Origin of the sequence: Desulfovibrio sp. 6_1_46AFAA (genome assembly GCF_000224635.1) — a bacterium.
GTDB lineage: Bacteria > Desulfobacterota > Desulfovibrionia > Desulfovibrionales > Desulfovibrionaceae > Desulfovibrio > Desulfovibrio fairfieldensis.
Genome location: NZ_JH114301.1, coordinates 216,073 through 236,011, shown reverse-complemented (window position 1 = coordinate 236,011; position 19,939 = coordinate 216,073). Strand labels below are relative to the sequence as shown.

Annotated in this window: 30 protein-coding genes and 1 other RNA gene; 29 read left to right on the top strand and 2 right to left on the bottom strand. The window is 62.2% G+C overall.

Going from position 1 to position 19,939, the window contains the following annotated elements; translation table 11 throughout:
• The first annotated feature begins 264 nt into the window (after positions 1-264).
• The 10 genes from trmD to HMPREF1022_RS04535 all read left to right on the top strand — a co-directional run bounded on the left by trmD (position 265) and on the right by HMPREF1022_RS04535 (position 8,373).
• Complete coding sequence (gene trmD, locus HMPREF1022_RS04580; protein ID WP_009302095.1) at positions 265-1,560, top strand: tRNA (guanosine(37)-N1)-methyltransferase TrmD; 1,296 nt, start codon at positions 265-267, stop codon at positions 1,558-1,560.
• 74 nt (positions 1,561-1,634) lie between these two features.
• Complete coding sequence (gene rplS / locus HMPREF1022_RS04575; RefSeq protein ID WP_008685677.1) at positions 1,635-1,982, top strand: 50S ribosomal protein L19; 348 nt, start codon at positions 1,635-1,637, stop codon at positions 1,980-1,982.
• A 208-nt stretch (positions 1,983-2,190) separates the two neighbouring features.
• Positions 2,191-2,856, top strand: coding sequence for a ribonuclease HII (locus HMPREF1022_RS04570; RefSeq protein ID WP_198005332.1), 666 nt, complete (start codon positions 2,191-2,193; stop codon positions 2,854-2,856).
• Positions 2,850-3,314 carry a YraN family protein gene (locus tag HMPREF1022_RS04565; RefSeq protein WP_009302093.1) on the top strand — a complete coding sequence of 155 codons (465 nt, stop codon included), beginning with the start codon at positions 2,850-2,852 and terminating at the stop codon, positions 3,312-3,314. The genes HMPREF1022_RS04570 and HMPREF1022_RS04565 overlap by 7 nt, the downstream gene beginning before the upstream one ends.
• Positions 3,256-4,101: a 16S rRNA (cytidine(1402)-2'-O)-methyltransferase gene (gene rsmI / locus HMPREF1022_RS04560; RefSeq protein ID WP_008685682.1), complete on the top strand. Its 846-nt coding sequence runs from the start codon at positions 3,256-3,258 to the stop codon at positions 4,099-4,101. The genes HMPREF1022_RS04565 and rsmI overlap by 59 nt, the downstream gene beginning before the upstream one ends.
• Before the next feature lie 118 nt (positions 4,102-4,219).
• Positions 4,220-4,969 (top strand): PTS system mannose/fructose/sorbose family transporter subunit IID, encoded by a 750-nt coding sequence (locus tag HMPREF1022_RS04555; protein WP_009302092.1) that lies wholly within the window; start codon positions 4,220-4,222, stop codon positions 4,967-4,969.
• A 222-nt stretch (positions 4,970-5,191) separates the two neighbouring features.
• The gene (locus tag HMPREF1022_RS04550; protein ID WP_008685685.1) at positions 5,192-5,482 is read left to right on the top strand and encodes an HPr family phosphocarrier protein; all 291 of its coding nucleotides are present in this window, start codon (positions 5,192-5,194) and stop codon (positions 5,480-5,482) included.
• A gap of 1 nt (position 5,483) precedes the next feature.
• Positions 5,484-7,253: a phosphoenolpyruvate--protein phosphotransferase gene (gene ptsP, locus HMPREF1022_RS04545; protein ID WP_009302091.1), complete on the top strand. Its 1,770-nt coding sequence runs from the start codon at positions 5,484-5,486 to the stop codon at positions 7,251-7,253.
• On the top strand, positions 7,250-7,705 hold the full coding sequence (gene smpB, locus HMPREF1022_RS04540; RefSeq protein ID WP_009302090.1) for an SsrA-binding protein SmpB: 456 nt from the start codon (positions 7,250-7,252) through the stop codon (positions 7,703-7,705). Before ptsP ends, smpB begins: the two co-directional genes overlap by 4 nt.
• A gap of 65 nt (positions 7,706-7,770) precedes the next feature.
• Positions 7,771-8,373 (top strand): DUF4131 domain-containing protein, encoded by a 603-nt coding sequence (locus HMPREF1022_RS04535; RefSeq protein ID WP_009302089.1) that lies wholly within the window; start codon positions 7,771-7,773, stop codon positions 8,371-8,373.
• Between the two features lie 172 nt (positions 8,374-8,545).
• Here HMPREF1022_RS04535 and HMPREF1022_RS04530 read toward each other — a convergent pair whose 3' ends face one another.
• Positions 8,546-9,226, bottom strand: coding sequence for an XRE family transcriptional regulator (locus tag HMPREF1022_RS04530; RefSeq protein ID WP_035060614.1), 681 nt, complete (start codon positions 9,224-9,226; stop codon positions 8,546-8,548).
• Between the two features lie 254 nt (positions 9,227-9,480).
• On the opposite strand from HMPREF1022_RS04530, the gene HMPREF1022_RS04525 reads away from it, so the two are divergent.
• The 19 genes from HMPREF1022_RS04525 to HMPREF1022_RS04455 all read left to right on the top strand — a co-directional run bounded on the left by HMPREF1022_RS04525 (position 9,481) and on the right by HMPREF1022_RS04455 (position 19,649).
• Positions 9,481-9,906 (top strand): hypothetical protein, encoded by a 426-nt coding sequence (locus tag HMPREF1022_RS04525; protein ID WP_009302087.1) that lies wholly within the window; start codon positions 9,481-9,483, stop codon positions 9,904-9,906.
• Entirely contained in the window at positions 9,903-10,151 is a 249-nt protein-coding gene (locus tag HMPREF1022_RS17065) for a hypothetical protein (protein ID WP_009302086.1), read from the top strand. The genes HMPREF1022_RS04525 and HMPREF1022_RS17065 overlap by 4 nt, the downstream gene beginning before the upstream one ends.
• A gap of 24 nt (positions 10,152-10,175) precedes the next feature.
• Positions 10,176-12,278 carry a Mu transposase C-terminal domain-containing protein gene (locus HMPREF1022_RS04520; protein WP_232221547.1) on the top strand — a complete coding sequence of 701 codons (2,103 nt, stop codon included), beginning with the start codon at positions 10,176-10,178 and terminating at the stop codon, positions 12,276-12,278.
• A gap of 8 nt (positions 12,279-12,286) precedes the next feature.
• Positions 12,287-13,027: an AAA family ATPase gene (locus tag HMPREF1022_RS04515; protein WP_009302084.1), complete on the top strand. Its 741-nt coding sequence runs from the start codon at positions 12,287-12,289 to the stop codon at positions 13,025-13,027.
• A 1-nt stretch (position 13,028) separates the two neighbouring features.
• Positions 13,029-13,568: a hypothetical protein gene (locus tag HMPREF1022_RS04510; protein ID WP_009302083.1), complete on the top strand. Its 540-nt coding sequence runs from the start codon at positions 13,029-13,031 to the stop codon at positions 13,566-13,568.
• Positions 13,561-13,875 (top strand): hypothetical protein, encoded by a 315-nt coding sequence (locus HMPREF1022_RS17060; protein ID WP_009302082.1) that lies wholly within the window; start codon positions 13,561-13,563, stop codon positions 13,873-13,875. The genes HMPREF1022_RS04510 and HMPREF1022_RS17060 overlap by 8 nt, the downstream gene beginning before the upstream one ends.
• Positions 13,869-14,156 carry a hypothetical protein gene (locus tag HMPREF1022_RS04505; RefSeq protein ID WP_009302081.1) on the top strand — a complete coding sequence of 96 codons (288 nt, stop codon included), beginning with the start codon at positions 13,869-13,871 and terminating at the stop codon, positions 14,154-14,156. The genes HMPREF1022_RS17060 and HMPREF1022_RS04505 overlap by 7 nt, the downstream gene beginning before the upstream one ends.
• Before the next feature lie 15 nt (positions 14,157-14,171).
• Positions 14,172-14,786: a DUF3164 family protein gene (locus tag HMPREF1022_RS04500; RefSeq protein WP_009302080.1), complete on the top strand. Its 615-nt coding sequence runs from the start codon at positions 14,172-14,174 to the stop codon at positions 14,784-14,786.
• A 7-nt stretch (positions 14,787-14,793) separates the two neighbouring features.
• Positions 14,794-14,862: hammerhead ribozyme type II (locus HMPREF1022_RS17055), an RNA gene on the top strand.
• 9 nt (positions 14,863-14,871) lie between these two features.
• Positions 14,872-15,078 (top strand): hypothetical protein, encoded by a 207-nt coding sequence (locus tag HMPREF1022_RS04495; RefSeq protein WP_009302079.1) that lies wholly within the window; start codon positions 14,872-14,874, stop codon positions 15,076-15,078.
• The gene (locus HMPREF1022_RS04490) at positions 15,072-16,181 is read left to right on the top strand and encodes a phosphoadenosine phosphosulfate reductase domain-containing protein (protein WP_009302078.1); all 1,110 of its coding nucleotides are present in this window, start codon (positions 15,072-15,074) and stop codon (positions 16,179-16,181) included. The genes HMPREF1022_RS04495 and HMPREF1022_RS04490 overlap by 7 nt, the downstream gene beginning before the upstream one ends.
• A 22-nt stretch (positions 16,182-16,203) precedes the next feature.
• Complete coding sequence (locus tag HMPREF1022_RS04485) at positions 16,204-16,398, top strand: hypothetical protein (protein WP_009302077.1); 195 nt, start codon at positions 16,204-16,206, stop codon at positions 16,396-16,398.
• A complete protein-coding gene (locus tag HMPREF1022_RS04480) occupies positions 16,379-16,795 on the top strand; it encodes a regulatory protein GemA (protein ID WP_009302076.1) in 417 nt (138 codons plus the stop codon). Before HMPREF1022_RS04485 ends, HMPREF1022_RS04480 begins: the two co-directional genes overlap by 20 nt.
• Positions 16,796-16,799: 4 nt before the next feature.
• Positions 16,800-17,309 (top strand): Mor transcription activator family protein, encoded by a 510-nt coding sequence (locus HMPREF1022_RS04475; RefSeq protein WP_009302075.1) that lies wholly within the window; start codon positions 16,800-16,802, stop codon positions 17,307-17,309.
• Between the two features lie 122 nt (positions 17,310-17,431).
• Positions 17,432-18,067, top strand: coding sequence for a pesticin C-terminus-like muramidase (locus HMPREF1022_RS16490; protein ID WP_009302074.1), 636 nt, complete (start codon positions 17,432-17,434; stop codon positions 18,065-18,067).
• The gene (locus tag HMPREF1022_RS04465) at positions 18,064-18,450 is read left to right on the top strand and encodes a hypothetical protein (protein WP_009302073.1); all 387 of its coding nucleotides are present in this window, start codon (positions 18,064-18,066) and stop codon (positions 18,448-18,450) included. The genes HMPREF1022_RS16490 and HMPREF1022_RS04465 overlap by 4 nt, the downstream gene beginning before the upstream one ends.
• A gap of 4 nt (positions 18,451-18,454) precedes the next feature.
• Entirely contained in the window at positions 18,455-18,622 is a 168-nt protein-coding gene (locus HMPREF1022_RS17965) for a hypothetical protein (RefSeq protein WP_156802838.1), read from the top strand.
• Positions 18,619-19,134 carry a phage holin family protein gene (locus HMPREF1022_RS04460; protein ID WP_009302071.1) on the top strand — a complete coding sequence of 172 codons (516 nt, stop codon included), beginning with the start codon at positions 18,619-18,621 and terminating at the stop codon, positions 19,132-19,134. The genes HMPREF1022_RS17965 and HMPREF1022_RS04460 overlap by 4 nt, the downstream gene beginning before the upstream one ends.
• 2 nt (positions 19,135-19,136) lie before the next feature.
• On the top strand, positions 19,137-19,649 hold the full coding sequence (locus tag HMPREF1022_RS04455) for a DUF1804 family protein (RefSeq protein WP_009302070.1): 513 nt from the start codon (positions 19,137-19,139) through the stop codon (positions 19,647-19,649).
• Between the two features lie 5 nt (positions 19,650-19,654).
• On the opposite strand, the gene HMPREF1022_RS17050 is transcribed toward HMPREF1022_RS04455, so the two are convergent.
• The gene (locus HMPREF1022_RS17050) at positions 19,655-19,867 is read right to left on the bottom strand and encodes a KTSC domain-containing protein (RefSeq protein ID WP_009302069.1); all 213 of its coding nucleotides are present in this window, start codon (positions 19,865-19,867) and stop codon (positions 19,655-19,657) included.
• Positions 19,868-19,939: the final 72 nt, after the last annotated feature.

The window sequence follows — 19,939 nt, the reverse complement described above, 5'->3', positions numbered from 1 at the left end:
CGTAATTATACAGATGAATAGATTTCTTTTAGCCCACACTCAGGTGTTTAATTATATGATATGAAGAATAGCATTTGTCAGCTTACTCGAATTATCGGATCATGTTATTATATAAAATAATTTTTTACTAAAAATACAGATTCCCACGTATAATAACGTAAATCATACAATTTGTGTAATCGTGCCATCACAGAATCTATCGAAATATCCCGATCCGGCCAGCGCGTCTTGCCAGCCGCGTCCTTTTGCGGCACTCTGCCGGCCATGCCGCGCTTTCATCTGGTTTCGCTCTTTCCCGAATTTTTTGATTCGCCTCTGAGTACCGCCCTCATGGGTCGCGCCCGCGAAACCGGCGTGGTGACGTTCAGCTTTCACGACCCGCGCGCCTTCAGCACGGACAAGCACCGCCATGTGGACGACAGGCCCTACGGCGGCGGGCCGGGCATGGTCATGCAGGGCGAGCCCGTGGCCCGGGCCCTGCGTTCCATCGAACGCCCCGGCCGGATGCTGCTCATGACGCCGGGCGGCCGCCCGTTCAACCAGGCCCTGGCGCGCGAACTGGCCCTGGAAGAGGATCTTACCCTGGTCTGCGGCCGCTATGAAGGCCTGGACGCACGCCTGCTGGAACTTTTTCCCCTGGAACCGGTGAGTGTGGGCGAAGCCGTGCTCAACGGCGGGGAAACGGCGGCCCTGGCCGTCGTCGAATCCGTGGCCCGGCTGATGCCGGGTTTCATGGGCAAGGAAGAGTCCGGCGAGGAAGAGAGTTTTTCCCACGGCCTGCTGGAATATCCGCATTATACCCGGCCCGAGACGCTGGAAGGCCTGCCCGTGCCGGAGGTGCTGCTCAGCGGGGACCACGCCCGCATCGCGGCCTGGCGGCGCGCGGCCTCTCTGGCCGCCACCCTGGCGGCGCGCCCGGATATGCTGGACGACGCCCCCCTGGACCGCGAGGACGCCCGAGTCCTGGCCGACCAGCCGCGCGAGAGGCCCGGCCGCAACCTTTCCTTCTGCCTCATGCACTATCCGGTCCTGCTCGGAGAAAAAAATTCCGGCGCTTCCTCTTTGACAAACCTGGACATTCACGATATAGCCCGAATTTCCCGCAGCTATGCCATGGGGCCCTTCTATGCGGTCACGCCGCTGGAGGATCAATTGCGGGTGCTTGAGGATATTTTGCGGCACTGGACCCGAGGTCCCGGCGGCCGGGGCAATCCGGACAGGGCGCGAGCCCTGGAGCTGGTGCGCCCGGCGGTCTCACTGGACGCGGCTGTGGCGCAATTGCGCGAGCATGCCGGCGCGCCTCCCAGGCTGGTGGCCAGTTCCGCCGTCTGGCCCGCGCATAAGCGCGCGCCCGCGCCGCTGACGCCCGGCCGGGTACGCGACTGGTGCCGGGAAGGGCCGGTGCTGCTCTGCCTGGGGACAGCCCAGGGGCTGGCCCCGGAAGTGCTGGAACGCTGCGACGGCCAATTGAGGCCTCTGCGTTTTTTGGGTTACAATCATCTTTCGGTGCGCAGCGCGGCCGCCATCCTGGCCGACAGAATTTTAGGCGACTACTGCTGAAACCACGGGCCGCACACAGCGGGCCGCTTCGCAACGACGCAACAATCCGCCCGCGGGTTTGCAAGGAGTTCACGATGGACATCATCAGGAAAATCGAACAGGAAAACATGCGCATGGATATGCCCGCGTTCCGCTCCGGCGACACGGTCAAAGTGCACCTGCGCATTGTGGAAGGCGAAAAAGAGCGCATCCAGATCTTCCAGGGCAACGTGATCCGCATCAAGCGCGGCACCACCAACGCCAGCTTCACGGTGCGCAAGGTTTCCGACGGCGTGGGCGTGGAACGCATCTTCCCGATCAACTCGCCCTTCATCGACCATGTGGAACTGGTCAGCCAGGGCCGCGTGCGCCGCAGCCGCCTCTACTACCTGCGCGCCCTCAAGGGCAAGGCGGCCCGTATCAAGCCGCGCGGCCGCTTCTGATCGGAATTCGCGCCTTTTTGCCGTCGGCGGCGTCGCATCAGCCCGGTGCCGGTGCACGGGCTGATGGCAACAGCGTAAATGCTCGCTTTAGCCGACAGAATGGATTTTTCGTCCATTCTGTCGGCTAAAGCGTGGTTTTTTGTCTGTGGCCCCTACCGCAACCATCGAAATTGAGGCAGCCGTGAAAGGACACGCCGCGCAGGCCGGCCTGTTTGGCCCGGAAGACATTGCTTTCGGCCGCCGGTCCGAACCCGTGGCCGGTATCGACGAAGCCGGACGCGGTTGTCTGGCCGGGCCGGTGGTGGCCGCCGCCGTCATCCTTCCCGCTGTTTACGAGCTGCCCGGCCTTACGGATTCCAAGGCGTTGAGCGCCAAAGCGCGCGACATCCTGGCCCCGCGCATCAGGGAATGCGCTCTGGCCTGGGGGCTGGGCGTGGTCTGGCCCCGGCGCATCGAGCGCATCAATATTCTGCAGGCCACCTTCGAGGCCATGAGCCGGGCCGTGGGCGTGCTTCGCCTTACGCCCGGCCGCCTGCTCATCGACGGCAACAAGGTTCTGCCCGACGCGGTGCTGACTCTGTTCTGGCGCACCGGGCACACTGCCCCGCCGCCGCTTCAGCAAGCCGTTGTGGGCGGGGACAAGAGCGAAGACGTCATTTCCGCCGCCTCCATCCTGGCTAAAACCTTTCGTGACCGGCTCATGCTGCATCTGGGCCGCCGCTGGCCCGGCTACGGCCTGGAGGAGCACAAGGGCTACGGCACAAAAGCCCACTATGCGGCCTTGCGCCGTCTGGGCCCCTGCCCGCAGCACCGCCTGACGTTCCGGGGGGTGTTGCCCCAGGCCGCCGCTCCGCTGCAGGGCAGCTTGTGCTGAAATGGCTTTTTTCCCGGCAAACCGGCCCGCAAACGCCTCCCGCGCCGGGCAAGGACGCGCCGGACCACATCCGCCTGGGACGGGACGGCGAAAAGGTTGCGGCCGCGCTTTTGCGGCGCGCGGGCTTTGAGCTGCTGGACCGCAACTGGCGGCAGGGCCGCCTGGAGCTGGATATGGTCTGCCGCGAAAGCGGCGTTCTGGTCTTTGTGGAGGTCAAAACCCGGCGGTCGGACGAGCGCGGCGGCCCGGCAGCGGCCGTGACCCCGGCCAAACAGCGTGTCCTCACGCGCGCGGCGCAGGCCTGGCTGGCGGCGCACGACGCCTGGCAAGCACCCTGCCGCTTTGACGTGGTCTGCCTGTTGCGCCACGGCGACACCTTCAGCGCGGAGCATTACCGCCATGCCTTTGACTTCACCCCGTCTCTGGATAGTAGCCACGCCTCTTGGCAACCCTGGTGACCTGTCGCCCAGGGCCCGCGAAATTCTGGAAAACGCGGACCTGATCCTGGCCGAGGATACCCGCCGGGCGGCCCAGCTCTGCCGTCTCTGCGGCATTCAGGGCCGCCGCTTCCTGAGTTTTTACGACCACAACGAGGCCGAGCGCCAGGAAGAAGTGCTGCGCCTGCTGCGCGAAGGCCGCGATCTGGCCCTGATTTCCGACGCGGGCACCCCCCTGCTGGCCGACCCCGGCTACCGCCTGGTGCGGGCCTGCCGCAAGGAAGGTCTGCCGGTTTCCCCGGTGCCGGGGCCCTCCGCCCCGGCCGCCGCCCTGTCCGCGGCCGGTATCGCGCCCCTGCCCCACACTTTTCTGGGTTTTCTGCCCCGCGATACGGCCGGGCGCGAAGCCCTGCTCACGGCCTACGCCCAGGTGCCCGGCTCGTTGATCTTTTTCGAGCGCAAGGACCGCCTCAAGGAAAGCCTGGCTACGGCGGCCCGCATCCTGGGCCCGCGAGATCTGGCCGTCTGCCGTGAATTGACCAAAACTCATGAGGAATTTATACTCAATCGCCTGGAAAATAGTATGGATCTGCCCGACGAACTGCTGGGCGAGATCACGGTTATCATCGGCCCGCCCGAAGTGACGGAACGCACGCCGCGCGAGGAAGTGGAAAGCCTGCTGCGCGCGGAACTGGCGCGTGGCGGCAAGGCCCGTGACGTGGCCCGCCGGGTTCAGAGCGCCGTGCGCGGCTGGAACGGCAAGGAATTGTACGCCCTGATCCCGTCCGCCAGAGCAATTTCACAGTGAAATTGCTCCGGGGAAGCACTGAAAAATCCGTCAGGCGATGAAAAGCCTTGCGCATGGCGGCGACGATTTCAATGGTAAAAGGCCCTGAAGCAGACCAACATTGAAGCTGAGGGATGCCATGCTTCCCCGACGTGTTGTCCTCAATTGCCTTGCGCGTACCTGCTGCATCAACGCGGCCGTCACCGCCAGAGGCATGCAGCAGATCGGCCTTGCCTTTGTGCTGGCTCCGGCCTTCAACCGGCTCTATCCGGAAAGCTCGGCCAGGGCCCGCGCCTTTGCCCGTTACGGCGGGCACAGCAATACCCACGTCTTCATGGTCCCGCTTTATGTGGGCATCGTGCTTGCCCTGGAAGAGCAGATCGCCCGTGGTTCCCTGCCGGAAGGCGCCGTGGGCGTGGTGCGCGAAACCCTGGCGACCACCCTCTCCGCCCTGGGGGATTCTTTTTTCAGCGGCACCCTGCTGCCGCTCTGGGCGCTGGTCAGCGTCTGCCTGCTGCTGGCCGGGCAGATCGGGCTTACTGCCGCCCTGGCAGCGCTGTTTCTGGCGTTGTTGCTGCTCTTCCGGATTCTGGCCTTTTTCGCCGGACTGCGCCACGGCATGTCCGTACTGGCGCGGCTCAAGCGCCTGAACCTCATCAACTGGGTGGACCGTCTCAAAATGCTCAACGCGGTCGTGGTGGCCCTGGTGGTCTGGCAACTCCCACTCCCCCACAAGGCCCCCTTTCCCTGGCTGCATTACGGATCGGGCACGGCCGCCATACTGGGCGCGGCCTGGCTGGTAGGGCGAATGCGCCTGCCGCGCATCCTGCTCTGGGCGCTCGTTCTGGGCGCGCTCATTCTCATGGACGAGGGGCTCATCAGCATGTAAGATGATCCCGCCCGAAAGAAAACGGGCTTGCGCCCCTTTTCGTCGAAACGACGGGAGACAGGAGCATTTCAAGTGTCACCCGCTGTAAATTGTTGAAAAGCTCCGGCGGCAGCGAAAACTGACGCAAAGCAAGGCGGGAGCGCATATCCGCCGCAGATTGCGGGCAGCGTATGTTTTGAAATTATCCCCGATTTCAGAACACCCCCGCTCCAAGGTATACGCATGGAAGACGTCATCGAAGAAACCCCGCGCGGGCTCGCCCTGCGGCTCACGCTCAATCTGCGCGGCGGCCTGCACGCCCGGCCCGCCGCCCGCCTGGCCCAGGAAGCCCAGCGTTACGCGGCCGACATCCAGCTCATCGGCGAAACGGGCGAGGTTGACGCCAAAAGCATGCTGGACATCCTTTCCCTGGCGCCGCCGGCCAATGCGGAACTGATCCTCCTGGCCAAAGGCGACGACGCCCGTGAAGCGCTTCACGGCCTGGCCCGTTTTTTAACCACCCTGCAGGAATGACATGGCCCGCGCGGTTTTATTCGGCACCCCGGTTTCCCCGGGCATAGCCATCGGCTCCATCCGTTTCATGCACGACACGCGCCCGAGCGACAAGCGCCGCATCGGCCCGGACGAAATCGCAACAGAGCAGGAAGCCCTGCGCAGTGCCGCGGCCAGCGTGCGCGCCGCTCTGGAAACGACCATGCGCGGCGTGCCCGAGGAGCTGGCCGAATACCGGGACGTCATCGCGGCCCAGATGGAACTGGCCCGCGACCCCAAGCTGCTGGACGCCGCTCTGGCGCGCATCGAGCACAAGCAGATCTGCGCCTCCTGGGCACTGGACCATACGGTGGAAGAACTCTGCACCCTGTTCCGGGGCATGGACGATCCCTATCTGCGCGACCGCGCCCAGGACATCCGGGCCGTGGGTCTGCGCCTGCGCGAATGTCTGGCCGGCGCGAAGCCCCGGCGCGGCGGCAACGGCCCCAGCCTGCTGGCTGCGGAGGATCTCTCGCCCGCCGACGTCATGGAACTTGATCTGAACGGCGTGCTGGGCATTCTGACCGCCGAGGGGGGGCCCACCTCACACACGGCCATCCTGTCGCGCGGCCTGCACATTCCGGCCCTGGTCGGCGTGACCGGCCTGCTGGACACGGCGCATGAGGACGACAGGATTATTGTGGACGGCCTGGGCGGCTGCGTGCTCTTTGGTCCCGACGAGGGGGATCTGGCCCTCTACACGGCCCGCCGTGACGAATACACGGCCTGGGAAAGCCATACCCGGCTCACGGCCCACTGGCCCGCCGAGATGTGCGACGGCGTGCGCGTGGACGTGCAGGCCAATCTGGAAAGTCCGGAAGAGTTGGATTCCCTGGCCGAGTGCGGAGCCGACGGCGTGGGCCTGTACCGCACGGAATTCGCCTATCTCAGGGGCGATCTGCCCACGGAAGAGGAGTTGTTCAAGGAATACGCCGCCGTGACGGCCAAAGCCGCGCCGAGCCGGGTGGTCTTCCGCACGCTGGACGCGGGCGCGGACAAGATGCTGCGTTCCCAGGCGGCCCTCAAGGAACCCAATCCGGCGCTGGGCCTGCGGGGCATCCGCTTCTGCCTGCGGCATCAGGGCATTTTCCGCACCCAGCTGCGGGCCCTGCTGCGGGCCGGGGTGACAGGCAACGTGGCTTTGCTGCTGCCCATGATTTCCGGCCTGGCCGAAGTGCAGGGCGTGCGCCGCATTTTGCAGGAACTGCGCCAGGAATTGCAGGCCCAGAACCTGGCCCACGCGCCGGACCTGCCCCTGGGCATCATGGTGGAAACCCCGGCGGCGGTGCTGGTCTGCGACGCCCTGGCCCGGGAATGCGATTTTTTCAGCATCGGCACCAACGATCTGATCCACTACCTGATGGCCATTGACCGCAACAACCGCCATGTGAGCTATCTGCACGAGCCCCTGCACCCGGCGGTAGTGCGCTCGCTCAAGCGGGTCATAGACGCGGCCCACCGCGAGGGCATCGGCGTTTCGGTCTGCGGTGAACTGGCCTCGGACCCCTGCGGCCTGGCCCTGTTGCTGGGCATGGGCGTGGATGCGGTGTCCGCAGCGCCGCGTTTTGTGCCGGGTATGAAACATATGATCCGCCAGCTCAATGCCGAAACCTGCGTGGAGCTGGCCCACAGCGTTCTGATGAGCACCGACGTCATGGCCTCCAAGCGTATGGTGCGTGAAAAGCTCCACCAGTCTCTGGGACCGGAGCTGGCCTTCCACACCACAAGCCTTTCGAGCCACAGTCAGCCATGAGCCAGAAAACACCGCCTTCCACCATTGCCGTCAACAAAAAGGCCCGTCATCTCTACGAACTTTCCGAGTTTCTGGAGGCCGGCATCGCTCTGACCGGCCCGGAAGTCAAAAGCATCCGCGCCGGTAAGGTAAACTTCATCGACAGCTATGTTGAATTCAAACGCGGCGAAGCATGGCTGCTCTCTTTGCATGTGGCCCCCTACGCCAACGCCGGCTACGCCCCGCAGGAGCCGGACCGGCCGCGCCGCCTGCTGCTGCACGCCCGTGAGATCGCCAAGCTGGCGGGCCTGGTGGCCCAGAAGGGCCTGACCGTGGTGCCGGTGCGCGTCTATCTCAAACGCGGCAAGGTCAAGCTGGAAATCGCCCTGGGCCGGGGCAAGAAGTTGCACGACCACCGTGATACGCTCAAACGGCGTGCGGAAGAACGGGATCTGGCCCGCGAACTGGCCTAGGCTCAGCCCTCAACGCCCGCTGTTTCAACAAAACGTAATCCACCCGCGAAAGGCCGAGGAGCGCCATGCGCCACCCGCCCCTGCAAGCGCCACTGCTCTGGCAAGTCTATCTCGGCTTCTGGATCGCGGGCGTGGCGGCGGCGGTTTGGCTCTTGCCCGCCCTGTGTTGCGCCCTGCTGCTGGCCCTGGCGGACAAACGCCTTTGGCGCGGTGCCCGGCTGACCCTGGCCGCGACTCTGGTTCTGGGCGGTCTGGCCGTGGCCCGCTGGCAGCTTGCGCCGCCGGACCCGTCAGCCGACGCGTCTCCCGCCCGGCTGGCGGCGGATGCGGACAAAGCCCCGGCGCGGTTCTGCGGCCGGGTGCGGGACGTACAGGACCTGCCGGATCAACGCCTGCGCCTGTTGCTGGAGCGGGTCCATCCCGCCGGAAGTTCCACCACCGCTGTTCTGCCGGGCCTTGTGGCCTGGACCTGGGAAGCCCCCCTTTTCCGCCCCCTGGCCGGACAGGAAATCTGTCTGAACCGCCGCCCGCGTCCCATGCATGGCTTTGCCGACGTGGGCCTCGCCGACCGGGAAATATGGTGGGCCGCGCGAAACGTATATTGGCGGCTCTGGAGCCGGGGTGAACGCGGCGAACCAAAAGCCTCCGGCCGGGGCACGCTGGACTAGGGTAGCGATAGAAATGGCACTACCGAAATGAGGGGCAATTTCCCGGCGCGCTCGCTTGGGCCGTAGGTTTGTGGCGGATGCAGAGCAAAAACAAAAACGCGCGAAAATATCAGCTTCTTTGCTGCTTTTCGCGCGTTTTTTGCGTTTGAATTGACACTAATATATTCGGCTTCTAGCGGTATTCTCTCCCGCTCCAGATGACCTTACCAATGACGCGGAACTGTTCGGCCATATCCCCTTGTGCATCGAGAGAAATTGGCGGGTAACGCTCTTCATTGACGCTTTTTAGAATCACCTTGCCCGGAATCATATCTATCCTTTTCAAATAAATAGCTTCCTCAAAGCCCACAGCAAATATTTTGCCGGGGATGATATCTTTTTTACTTTGGTCAATGAGCACAACGTCATTGTCCATTATCTCCGGTTGCATACTATCACCAGCGACACGCATCAGCACCATAGCATTAGGATTGCCCTTACGCAGCAAAAAATCCATGCGAAAGGCATAACTACGTTCACTCGTCGCCCCCACTTCAAGACTCCCTTGGCCTGCGGATATGCGAGCTTCGACTAGCGGGATGAGTTTTAGCTCAACATCGCACTGAGGGGATATCGTTTCATCTGGTAGGCCGGGGGAGTTTCCATCTATAGTCATTGGCTCCCGTCCGAAAAGCAACCAATCTGTGTTTAACCGAAAGCGTTCACACAGCGCTTTTATTAAAACTAATTTTGGTTCACTTTTGCCGGTTTCATAGTTGCTCAAGGTCATTTGGGGGATGCCCAACGAGGCGGCAAAAGCCGCCTGTGACGTTTCGCCACGCAAGAATTTAATCCGCTCGCCAAGGGTATTCATAGTAAAAGTTCCCTGCCCAAACCTTTACCTTTAACTTTTACCGGACAATATTCGCATATGGCTGAAATTATTTTCAAACCATATTTTTAGAGCAATATAAAGTTTTACCCTAAAAAATAGTTGACATTGAACCGTATTAAGTTAAAAGAAATTCGTGGGCGGTTGGTTTTCCAAACTAAAATCAAATTAACGGCCCACAAACAAAAGGTCAACGTCCACGATTTGACAGGATTTGGACAAGCAAAGGAAGCCTTATGCGCCAAGCCTCCCTCTTTGACCACTGCGCGCCGCTTACCAGCGCCATGCCCGCCATCAAGGCGGCCATGCGCGCAGTAGCGGGCGCGCCGGAGGGAGAAGGCCGCAAGGCGCTGCCGGACAAGATCAACGCGGTGGCCAGCGCCAGCGGGGTGAAGCTAACCACGGGCAACACCAGAAGTATCAGTAAAGATACTCTGGACAAATGGTTGTCACCCTCGGATGAAAGCCATCCTCCGTCCCTCCTTGCCGTGCTGGCTTTTTGTCTGGCCACGGAGAGCCCGGCACCTCTACGCGCCATGCTCCGCCCTCTTGGGCTCGACATTATGACGGAAGAGGATCGCAAGCTCTGCGAATATGCCCGCACGCTGATTGAACAAAAGAAAATGAGAAAACGGCTCCGCAAATTGGAGGATGAACTGTGAGTCTGACATTTGCCCAAAAAATGGCCCTTGGAGCTGAGCGCGCCAAATATCGCCGCCGTCTGCAAGAAGTGTTGGACGCCCAAGGGCTGACGGGTGCGGCTCTGGCGCGTGATCTAGGTGTTTCCAGCGAGGCCATTTACCGAACTTTGTCAGGGAAAATCCATAGTCCCAAAGTGCTGGATTGGCTACGCGAGCATGGCGCGGCGGAAGAATATCTTTGCGATCCCCGTACGACGGACAGATAGGAACAAACGATGGGCGACGTTCATATGACATACACGACACAAAAAATTGCCAGTTTTTTGGGCGTTGCCATCAAGAGTGTTCTTACTCGCGCCAAACGCGAAGGCTGGCAATCCGTCCAGCGTCTCGGACGCGGCGGCGGCAAGTTGTGGCTCGTGTCCAGCATGCCCAAGGAAACCCGCAAACTCATAACCTCCGGCCTGTTGCGGCAACAATACGCCACACAAGAGGCGGACAGTCGCGCCGTAGTTGGCACCATTAATAACACCACGCTTGGCACTGCTCCGGCTCCGGTCCAGCCCATCAACTACACGCCCGCCCCTAGCGCAACACCGCTATTTCCAGGCGCGTCAGACCGTGAGCGCGCGGTGGCCACGGCCCGTCTGGCCTTTGTGCGCGAGATTGAGCGCATGTCCGGCATCCTGGGTAAAGAAGGGGCCATTCGTCATCTGGCGGACTCCTCGCGCCTGGGCAGCCTCCCCTCCATACTCATGGAGCAAATTTCCATGGCCACGGCCTGCAAGCGCGGCGGCGTGCTGACCCGGCGCACCCTCTATCGCTGGATGGCGGATTACGCCGAGCGTGGCGAAGCCGGGCTGCTGCCCAGCCAGAGCAAAACGGCCCCGGTGCCCGCATGGTTTGACGATTTTTTGCGACATTATCAGAAACCGCAGCATCCATCCGTAGCATTGGCCTACAGCGAATTTAGCAGGGAGCTGGCAGCACGCGGGGAGGGCAATCCGCCCTCCATCCACGCAGTGCGCCGCCTGCTGGCCAAGATGAGCGCACCGGAACGCGAGGCGGGCCGCGCCACAGGTAACGCCCTGTTGAAATTGCGCCCCTATCAGCGCCGCGACACCTCCGAACTCTGGCCCGGTGACGTGTACACGGCGGACGGTACCACCTTTGACGCCGAGGTGCTGCACCCCGACAACGGCCAACCCTTTAAGCCGGAGGTAACGGCGGTACTGGATGTGGCCACACGGCGCTGTGTCGGCCTCTCCATCGCCTTGGCTGAAAGCCGTTTTACGGTGTTGGACTCCCTGCGCATGGCCTGTTGCTTCGGCGGCATCCCGGCGCTGTTCTACAGCGACGGCGGCCCCGGCTACCTCAATCGTCTGATGCTGGATGACCGCACGGGCATGTTTCAACGGTTGGGTATCGAACCCTGCCGCGCCATCCCCGGACGCCCACAGGGCAAGGGCCTCATGGAGCGCGGCGTCAAGACATTGTGGGTACGCGCCGCCCAAGGGCTGGAAAGCTACACGGGCGCGCTGATGGATGGCGATGCCGCCCACCGAAATTTCAAACGCAGCCGCGCGGCCCTTGCGAAGGGTAAGCGCGCCGTGCTGCCCACCTGGGATGAGTTCAAGAGGCATGTGCTGGCGCGGGTGGAAGAATACAATTCCTCGCCGCACAAGGGACTGCCGCGCTACCGCGACAGCCTGGGCCGTATGCGCCACTACTCGCCGGACGAATTTTGGCGCTCTTTCGAGGCGCGCGGCTTTGCTCCGGTGCGTGTGCCGGAAGGCATGGAGAGCGAGCTGTTTATGCCGGGCGAGCGCCGCAAGTGCCGCAACGGCTGGGTACTTTTCCAGAATGGCAACTATTTTGCGCCGGAGCTGGCCGACTACCACGATGCCTTTGTGGAGGTCCGATACGACATTTGGGACAGCTCCCGCGTGTGGTGCTGGACCCTGGACGGGCGGCGCATCTGCGAGGCCGCACTGGAAGGCAATACCCGGCCCTATTTCCAGCCCAGCCAGATTGCAGCCGCCCGCGAAAAACGCGCCAAAGAGCAGGTGCGGCGCATAGACGCCAAGCTCCAGCGCGTGGCCCCCGGCGCTGAGATCATCCTGCCGGAACGGGACACCTCTCCGGCCCTGGACGTGGCGGACAGCACACGGCCCTGCATAGACCTGACCTCGGCCCCGGCTGCCGCCCCTGTTGAGGCGGAACCGGAAGAACAGCGCCCGGCGCTTTTTGTCAGCCAGTTTGAACGGTTCCGCTGGCTGCGGCGTCACCCTGAGCAGCAGACAGAGGCCGATGCGGCATTCATCAAAATCTACCGCAAGGGCGAGGAATACGCGGACATGCGTGAACTACTGGAAATTGAAGGTATCGACTAGGAGGGATCATGAAAAAAGCCTTTGTGAAAACAGAGAATTACGCCCGCTTTGCTGCGGGAGTCAAAGCCGTGGAGCAGCGCGGCGCGGCTGAGGCGGGCATGATGCTGGTGCATGGCCAGCCGGGATACGGGAAAAGCCACATTGTATCCCGTTGGGCGGAAGACGCCGGGGCAATCTTTCTGCGCGCCAATGTGGACATGACGCCCAAGTATTTTTTGACCGAGCTGTGCCGGGCGCTGAACATCGACTCTCGCGGGACGGCCCAGCAGCTTTTTGACCGAGCCCTGCGCGTGCTGGTTGATCGTCAGTGCCCGCTCATTGTGGACGAGGCGGAGTTTACCTTGCGGGATAATGCCGCCGTGCTGGAAAAGGTACGCGACTTCTCGGATCGGGCAGAGGTGACGGTGGTGCTGATCGGCATGGAGCAGATACAGCGCAATATCAATCGGTTCAAGCAGATCAGCAGCCGCATCGCCCAGGTAGTGGAGTTCACGCCATGCACGGCTGCGGACGTGGCCTTGGCCTGCAAACAGCTTTGCGAATACGAGCTGACCCCGGCGCTGTCCGCCGAAGTGCTGCGGCTCTCCGCCGGGCGCATGCGGGAAGTGCTGAACATCCTGGCCGGGATCGAGCGGCTGGCCAAAGATAACGGCCTCCAAGGCGCGCTGGACGTGGCGCATTTTGAAGGCGTGGCACTGGCCCATGACTGGCAGAGCCGCACGGCGAAAAAAGTACGCAAGGCGGCGTGACATGGATGCCGTGCGTAACATTATGGAGCGGCTTGCATCCGAGGGGCCGCAGTACACCCGGAAACTGGCCTCCAGCATAGGCGTGTCCAGCGAATATGTCCGCAAGCTGTGCTGCTGCCTGCGCCACCACAAACTTATTCACAGTGAGGGCGGCATGCACGGCCTCACTGAGGCAGGCCGGGCGCGACTGGCGGAAGGATTTCTGCCCTGCCAGCGCAAAGGCCGGGCGGCGACCAGCGAGGGGCGCACCCTGCGGCAACGGGCGTGGAATGTGATGCGGATGCGGGATCATTTCAGCGTGGACGATCTGCTGACCACGCTGTGCGACGGCGAGGAAAAAGGGGCGGAAGAAAATCTGCGCAACTACTGCCGGGCGCTGTACCGGGCCGGGATGCTCGGTATGACCGGGCGCACCAAAGCCTATTATCTGCGGCCAGAGTCAAATCATGGGGCACTGGCCCCGGCCTACAACCGGGCGGAGAAGTGCGTCACGGACCGTAACACGGGTGAAATCATCGTCTTGGGGGCATCTCATGAATAGCACTGCCGCCGCCCTGCTTGAAAGTGCCGTAGCTGGCAGCAGCGTTACGGCTGTAGCCCGTCGCCTGGGCGTGGCTCGATCCAGCCTGAGCCTTGTGATCAACGGCAAATATCCCGGCGGCACGGGCCGCATGGAACAGCGCATCATGGAAATTCTGGGGCAACCCTGCCCCGTCTATGGCGGGGCGCGCGGCCCGGAGGCCTGCGCCTCGCGCCGGGCCGCTCCCATGCCGACCTCTAACCCCTATGCGCTCCGCCAGTGGCGTGAGTGCCAACAGTGTAACCTTTGGAGTGGAAAAAAATGCTGAGTCAAGACTTGGAATCCTGCGCCGTGAGCATCGGCGTGCTGGGCGGAAAAGTGGGAGAAGAAGAGTGGGCGTATCTGCGCATGCTGCGCACCAACCTGATGGCCCACGCTGTCCAGGCGCGGCGCATGGAGTTGGGGCTGTCCGTGGCCTGCGCCGCTGCTGGTCTGGCCGAGCCTTCGCAGACAGCGCCGAATCCCGCCCCCGACAAGGGGGGGCGCTGTCGGGTGGTCCCGTTCCCTGGCCCTTTCCAGAGCTGCGGCAAAGACGACAAGGCCGAGTAGGCAGGAGGTGCAACGATGAGCCAGACACAAATCCCCGAAGGCTACATGGAAGACGCACGCGGCTGCTTTGTGCCCGTGGCGCAAATCAAAGAAATCGACCTCGCCCGCGACGAACTGGTCAAGGAAAAGGTGGAGAAGGTCAAGGCCATGCAGGCGCAGCTCCGCGCCCTGAAAAACGAGCTGATGGGCGACGTGGCGGCCTTTGTGGAGATATCCGCCGAACGTTACGGGGCCAAGGTGGGCGGCGACAAGGGCAACGTGACGCTACTTTCTTTCGACGGGCGCTACAAGATTAAGCGCCAATACAGCGAAACGCTGGGCTTTGACGAAGGCCTGCGCGCGGCGAAGGCCCTTATTGACGGATGCCTGGAGGAATGGAGCCGCGAGAGCCCCACACCCTTGCGGGCCATCGTCGAACAGGCGTTCAACGTCAACCAGGAAGGCCGCATCAACACTAACGCGCTCCTAGCCCTGCGCCGCCACAAAATCGAGGATGAGCGCTGGCAGCGGGCCATGCAGGCCATTGGCGACAGCCTGCAAGTGCTGGACAGCAAGGCATATGTGCGCGCCTACGAGCGCGGCAAGGACGGCAAATACGCCGCCATCCCGCTGGATATGGCGGCGCTGTAGCGATGTTAACCACGAAACCGCCCCGCGTGGGGCGGTCGCCGGGGCGTGGTGGCTCCGGCCTGACGAGCAGCCAAGGGAGGCAATGATGCCCAGCAATACGCAACGCTTTATTCTGCGCCGCACCCAGGCGGACGCATGGCTGATCCGCGACAACAAGGACGGCAGCGTAGTCTGTTTTGTCCACAAGGGCCGCCGCGCTCCGGAGAAAACTCAGGCCATGGTCAAAGTCATGTTGGATGCCCTCAATGCGGCGGCACAGCTCCAGAGAACTAAGGAAAATACACAATGCTGACACAATGCTCGCTTCTGCCTCCACGTCCCGTTGCGCTACCTCAGCAGCTTTTGGACGCGCACGGGCACGCTCCCGCGCCGCTTAGTGGTTTTGAGCGCCGAGTGGCACAGGCTACGCAAAGCGGACTCATCGCAGCCCGCCAGAAGGAGCTGGCGCGCAAGCAGGCCCTTCCGCTGGAGGAAAAAATTAATCTTTCCCGCTCCGTCATCCGTGACTGGTATGAAGCATGGGATGGCCAAGTCAGCATCAGCTACTCCGGCGGCAAGGATTCGTCCCTTCTGCTTTGGTTGGTTCGCAGCCTTTTTCCAGAGGTCCCCGCCGTTTTCTGCCACACCGGCCTGGAATATCCCGAAGTAGTGCGACAAGTGCTTGATACGCCAAACCATGTTATTTTGAGACCTGAAATGCGTTTTGCCGCCGTAGTGGAGCGGCATGGATGGCCCATCGCCAGCAAAAGAATTGCGCGGGGCGTCCATGTCGTCCGCCATCCCACCGGCAAAAACGAGAACGTCAGGCGTCTATATCTTGAAGGCATCAACCGCTTCGGAAAAAAAGTTGAAGGCTTCAAGGTGCCGTTGCGCTGGCGCTTCCTTTTCGACGCCCCCTTCGAGTGCTCTGACAAATGCTGCGAAGTGATGAAGAAAAACACCGCAGCCCGCTATGAGCGCGAGAGTGGTCGTAAACCTTTCGTCGGTACGCTGGCTAGCGACAGCAAGGCGCGACAGCGCGCCTATCTGCTGGAGGGCGGTTGCAACGCCTTCGACATGAAGCGCCCACGTTCGGCCCCGCTGTCGTTTTGGACGGAAGCGGACGTACTACGCTGTATCGCACAAAACGGCATTCGTATCCCCTCCGTGTATGGAAGCATTGTCCGGGGGGAGGACGGATCGCCCAAAACTACAGGCGTGAACCGCACGGGCTGTGTATTTTGCTGCTTCGGCCTGCATCTTGATGAGAGAGGGCGCAACCGCTTTGAGCGTTTGGCCGAAAGCCACCCCAAGTTACATCGCTTTGTCATGGAACGGTTGGGTCTACGGGGCGTGCTTGCTTACTGCCGCCAAGCTGCTCCGCTTGGATTATCTCAGACCTTCCGATGGAAATAAGTTCCTTTCAAGGACAAGGGTAATGAGCAAACAAACCACCATCATCTGCGACGGCTGCGGGCGCGCCGTGACGGGCGTGGGCTATTCCACGCTGCTGACCCGCCTGAAAAGCAAGGGCTGGGTCAGCCTCAACGGGAAAGAGCATTACTGCAAGAAGTGCGCGCTGTTGGCGGCGCGGAAACGTAAGGAGAGCCACCATGTCGGGAAAGCAGCCTGATCCTTTCCGTAAAGGCTTGATCGCCAGCGTCAAGATTGCCCAGAAGGACATGGCCCTGGACGACGCCACCTACCGCGATCTGCTGCAATCCGTCACCGGGTACGACAGCGCCGCCAAGTGTACCGTGCCCCAGCTCAAGGCCATGCTGGCGGAGTTCCGGGCCAAGGGGTGGACGCCGCGCCCGCGCCGTCCCAAGGCCGTGCCCCCGGAGTTGCGCCCACTGCACGGCAAGATAGCCGCCCTATGCGTCGCCGTGGGCCGCCCCATCGCATACGCGGACGCCATCATCCGGCGGCAGAGCAAAAATAGCGCTGAACTTGGCACCGCCGACCGCGCACAGTTGACTGCTTGTGTGGCAGCCCTGGTCCGCCAGCAGGCCCGCGAAACAGGAGGATAGTATTATGTATCAACCCGAAGAAAGCGTAGCCCGCCACCTTGAGGCCATGCATGTGAGCTCGCCGGAGCCGTGCGGTCTGGACGTGCTGGAATTCGCTCTGCTGCCGCGACAGGGACAGGAGCTTGCCCGCCTGCTGGGCCTGCCCGCCACGCTCAAGCTGGTGGAAAACTACGGCGGCCTGACTCTGCGCATCCCCTACGGTGAAACGCCCCTGGGCCGGGCCATGCTGGCGGACATCGCCAAGCGCGTGGATCATGACACTGCGCGGGCACTGGCCCGCAAATATGCCGCCACGGAATTGTATATCCCAAACTGCAAATTGGCCCTGGTCAAGGTGAGGGACGCGGCCATCCTGCGCGACCGCGCAGAACTGGCGGAGCAGGGTTTATCCGAGCGCCAGCTTGTGCAGGTGCTGGCCCTGCGTTACCGCCTTTGCGACCGCTATATCTGGCGCATCCTCAAAAAACCGTCGCCAGCCGACCCCCCGGCACAGCGGCAAGGGAGCCTCCTGTAACCCCCGTCCCGTCCTCTGGACGACCGCTGAACTCATCCAGCCTTTCCTGAGCCCGTGCTGCCACTACAGTGGCAGTGCGGGCTTTGCTGTGAATGGTCCGCACACTTTTCAAAGGAGCGACCATGAACGGCATCCATCTTGACAAAATACGGGAAGTATTAAACCGGCCCGGCTTTGAGGGGCCGCAGCAGTTGCGCGGTTATATCCCGTGCGACCGGACCACGGGCGGCACGGCCAACTATTACGGGGGCCAGAACCCTGAGCGCTATGTGCCCATGGGCATCAGCGGCGTGACCATCGGCACGGGCGTGGACCTTGGCCAGACGGACGCCGCCACACTCGGCGGCATGGGCGTGAACTCCGGCACGGTCAATCAGCTTCGCCCCTATCTGGGCCAGCGGAAGGCCGCCGCCGTGGCCGTGCTGCACCGCCTGCCCCTGACCCTCAGACAAGACGTGGCCGACGATCTGGACGCGGCCATGCTCAATCACCACGTTGCCAAAATTTCCGGCTACTATGACCGGGCTGTGGGCGTGCCGGGCATGTTTTCTCGGCTGCCTTGGCAGGCCCAGGCCGTGATCGTCAGCATTCAGTACCAACGCGGGGTCAACAGCCCGCGCAAATATCCCAATACCTGGAAAGCGTTTGTCACTCAGGACTGGGCCGACGCGGCGGACCGCCTCAAGAACATCAGTCTGTGGAGCGGCTACCAACGCCGCCGTCGCCTCGAAGGCAAGCTGCTGGAGGAGCTGCTGTGACCCGTTGGGCTATCGCCGCTCTGGGCGTGCTGACCTGCGCCGCGCTGTTGGCCTCGCTAGTCGCCAACTGGTGGCTCTGGGGCTGCTGGCGGGAAGCTGACGCCGAACTCTCCAGCGCCCGCGCGAGCCTCGCCGCCTATGAAACCGCGCGCAGTGCGGCGGACACGGCACTGCTCAAACTCGATACGGCCCGTCTCGCCGCCAAGGAAAAGGAAAAAAACAATGCCCAACTTCTGCGCAATCTTGAGCAAGACGCTCCCGGCCTTGGGGATGGCGCTTATTTTGAGCGCCTTGCCCGCATGCTCGAAGAGTATGCCGCCCCCGTTGTCGGTCCGCCCTCCGGCGGTGCTGCTCCAGAACTGTCCGCCGCCCCCGGTCAATAGTGCCGTGCTCCCCGCCATCGCCCAGGCGGATGTTTCCAACACTCGAAAGCGTGAGGCCGGGCTGGAATATGTGCGCTATGTCCAGAATGTGGAGGCCGCTTTTCGCGACTGCAATGACAAACAACAGGCCCTGCGCGATTTTTACACCGGGCTTACGGAGATCTCCAAATGACGGACATCAACTGGCCGGAGGCCTTTGCCTACTACAGCGCTCGTCTTGCCGACATGTGGCCGGGCAAGGTGGCGGTGGGTACGGCCCTTTCCTCGCTCTGCCTGCTGCTGGGTATGGATGAAGTGCTCTTCTACGTGCTGCTGGCCACGCTTACAGGCGAAATGCTGACGCGCATCGCCGTGCATTGCAAACGCAACAAGAGCCTGTGCCGTGGCCTGCAACACGGGCTTGCCCGCTATATCTGCTACGGTCTCTTTTTGCTTATGGCCGTGGCCGTGCAGATGGCTTTCCAGCGGGCCGTGGGGGTGGGCCTGCCCATTGTGGACATATTCATGGCCTACCTGATCCTTACGGACTGCGCCAGCGTCATCGGCCATCTGTATGTTTTGGGCATACCCGTGCCGGGCATACTCAAGACGCTGGTGGTGGGCGGCCGCCGTCGTATTGAACACGCTGTGAGAGAGGCCGTGCATGACGATGAGGTCGGTACACAGCATAGGGAGCGCCCCTAACCATGGCCCATAACGCCCAGACCCGCGCGACGGCACGCGCCGCATATATCTATGATAATCTGCCGCTGACGCAGGTGTCCACGGCGCACGGTATCTCCCTGGCCACGCTGCGGAGTTGGAAAAAGAGCGCGGCGGCCCAGGGCGATGACTGGGATAAGCTGCGCGCGGCCAATATGTTGGCCGGGCAAGGTATGGAGGCCATTGCCCGCCAGACTTTGAGCGACTACGTCACCCAGCACAAGACGCTCATGGGCGAGATCATCACCGCATCGGATATGACCGCCCAACAGAAGGTGGCGTCCCTGGCTTCGCTGGCGGACAGTTTCAACAAAATGGTGGCCGCCAGCCGCCGCGTACTGCCGGAAAGCAACGAGCTGGCCGTGGCCCTGCGCGTGATCCAGCTCCTGACGGAATTCGTGCGGCAGAAGTTCCCGCAGCACGCCACGGCCCTGCTGGAAGTGCTGGAACCCTTTGCCGACGAGGTGGCGGAAAAGCTGGGAAGCGGGCGTGGCTGATTCGGTTAACGGAGCTGACGGTATCTATATCTGTCTTTAATATGAGCGCCAAAGCAGCGTCCCTTGGAAAATGACGCCATCAACGCCAGATACACGCCTGCCGGGACGCCATAGTATTGATAAATGCTGCGGCTCGTGAACTCGACTTCCAGCACGGCGGATTCGTCATCATAGCCAATGGAGCGAATATTTGATGAGCGAACACTTTTACGTTCCATCTGATCCCCCTCACGATAAGGGGGAGTTGATGAAAATCTTTTCTGCCTATGGATTCAGGGACAAAGAAGGTC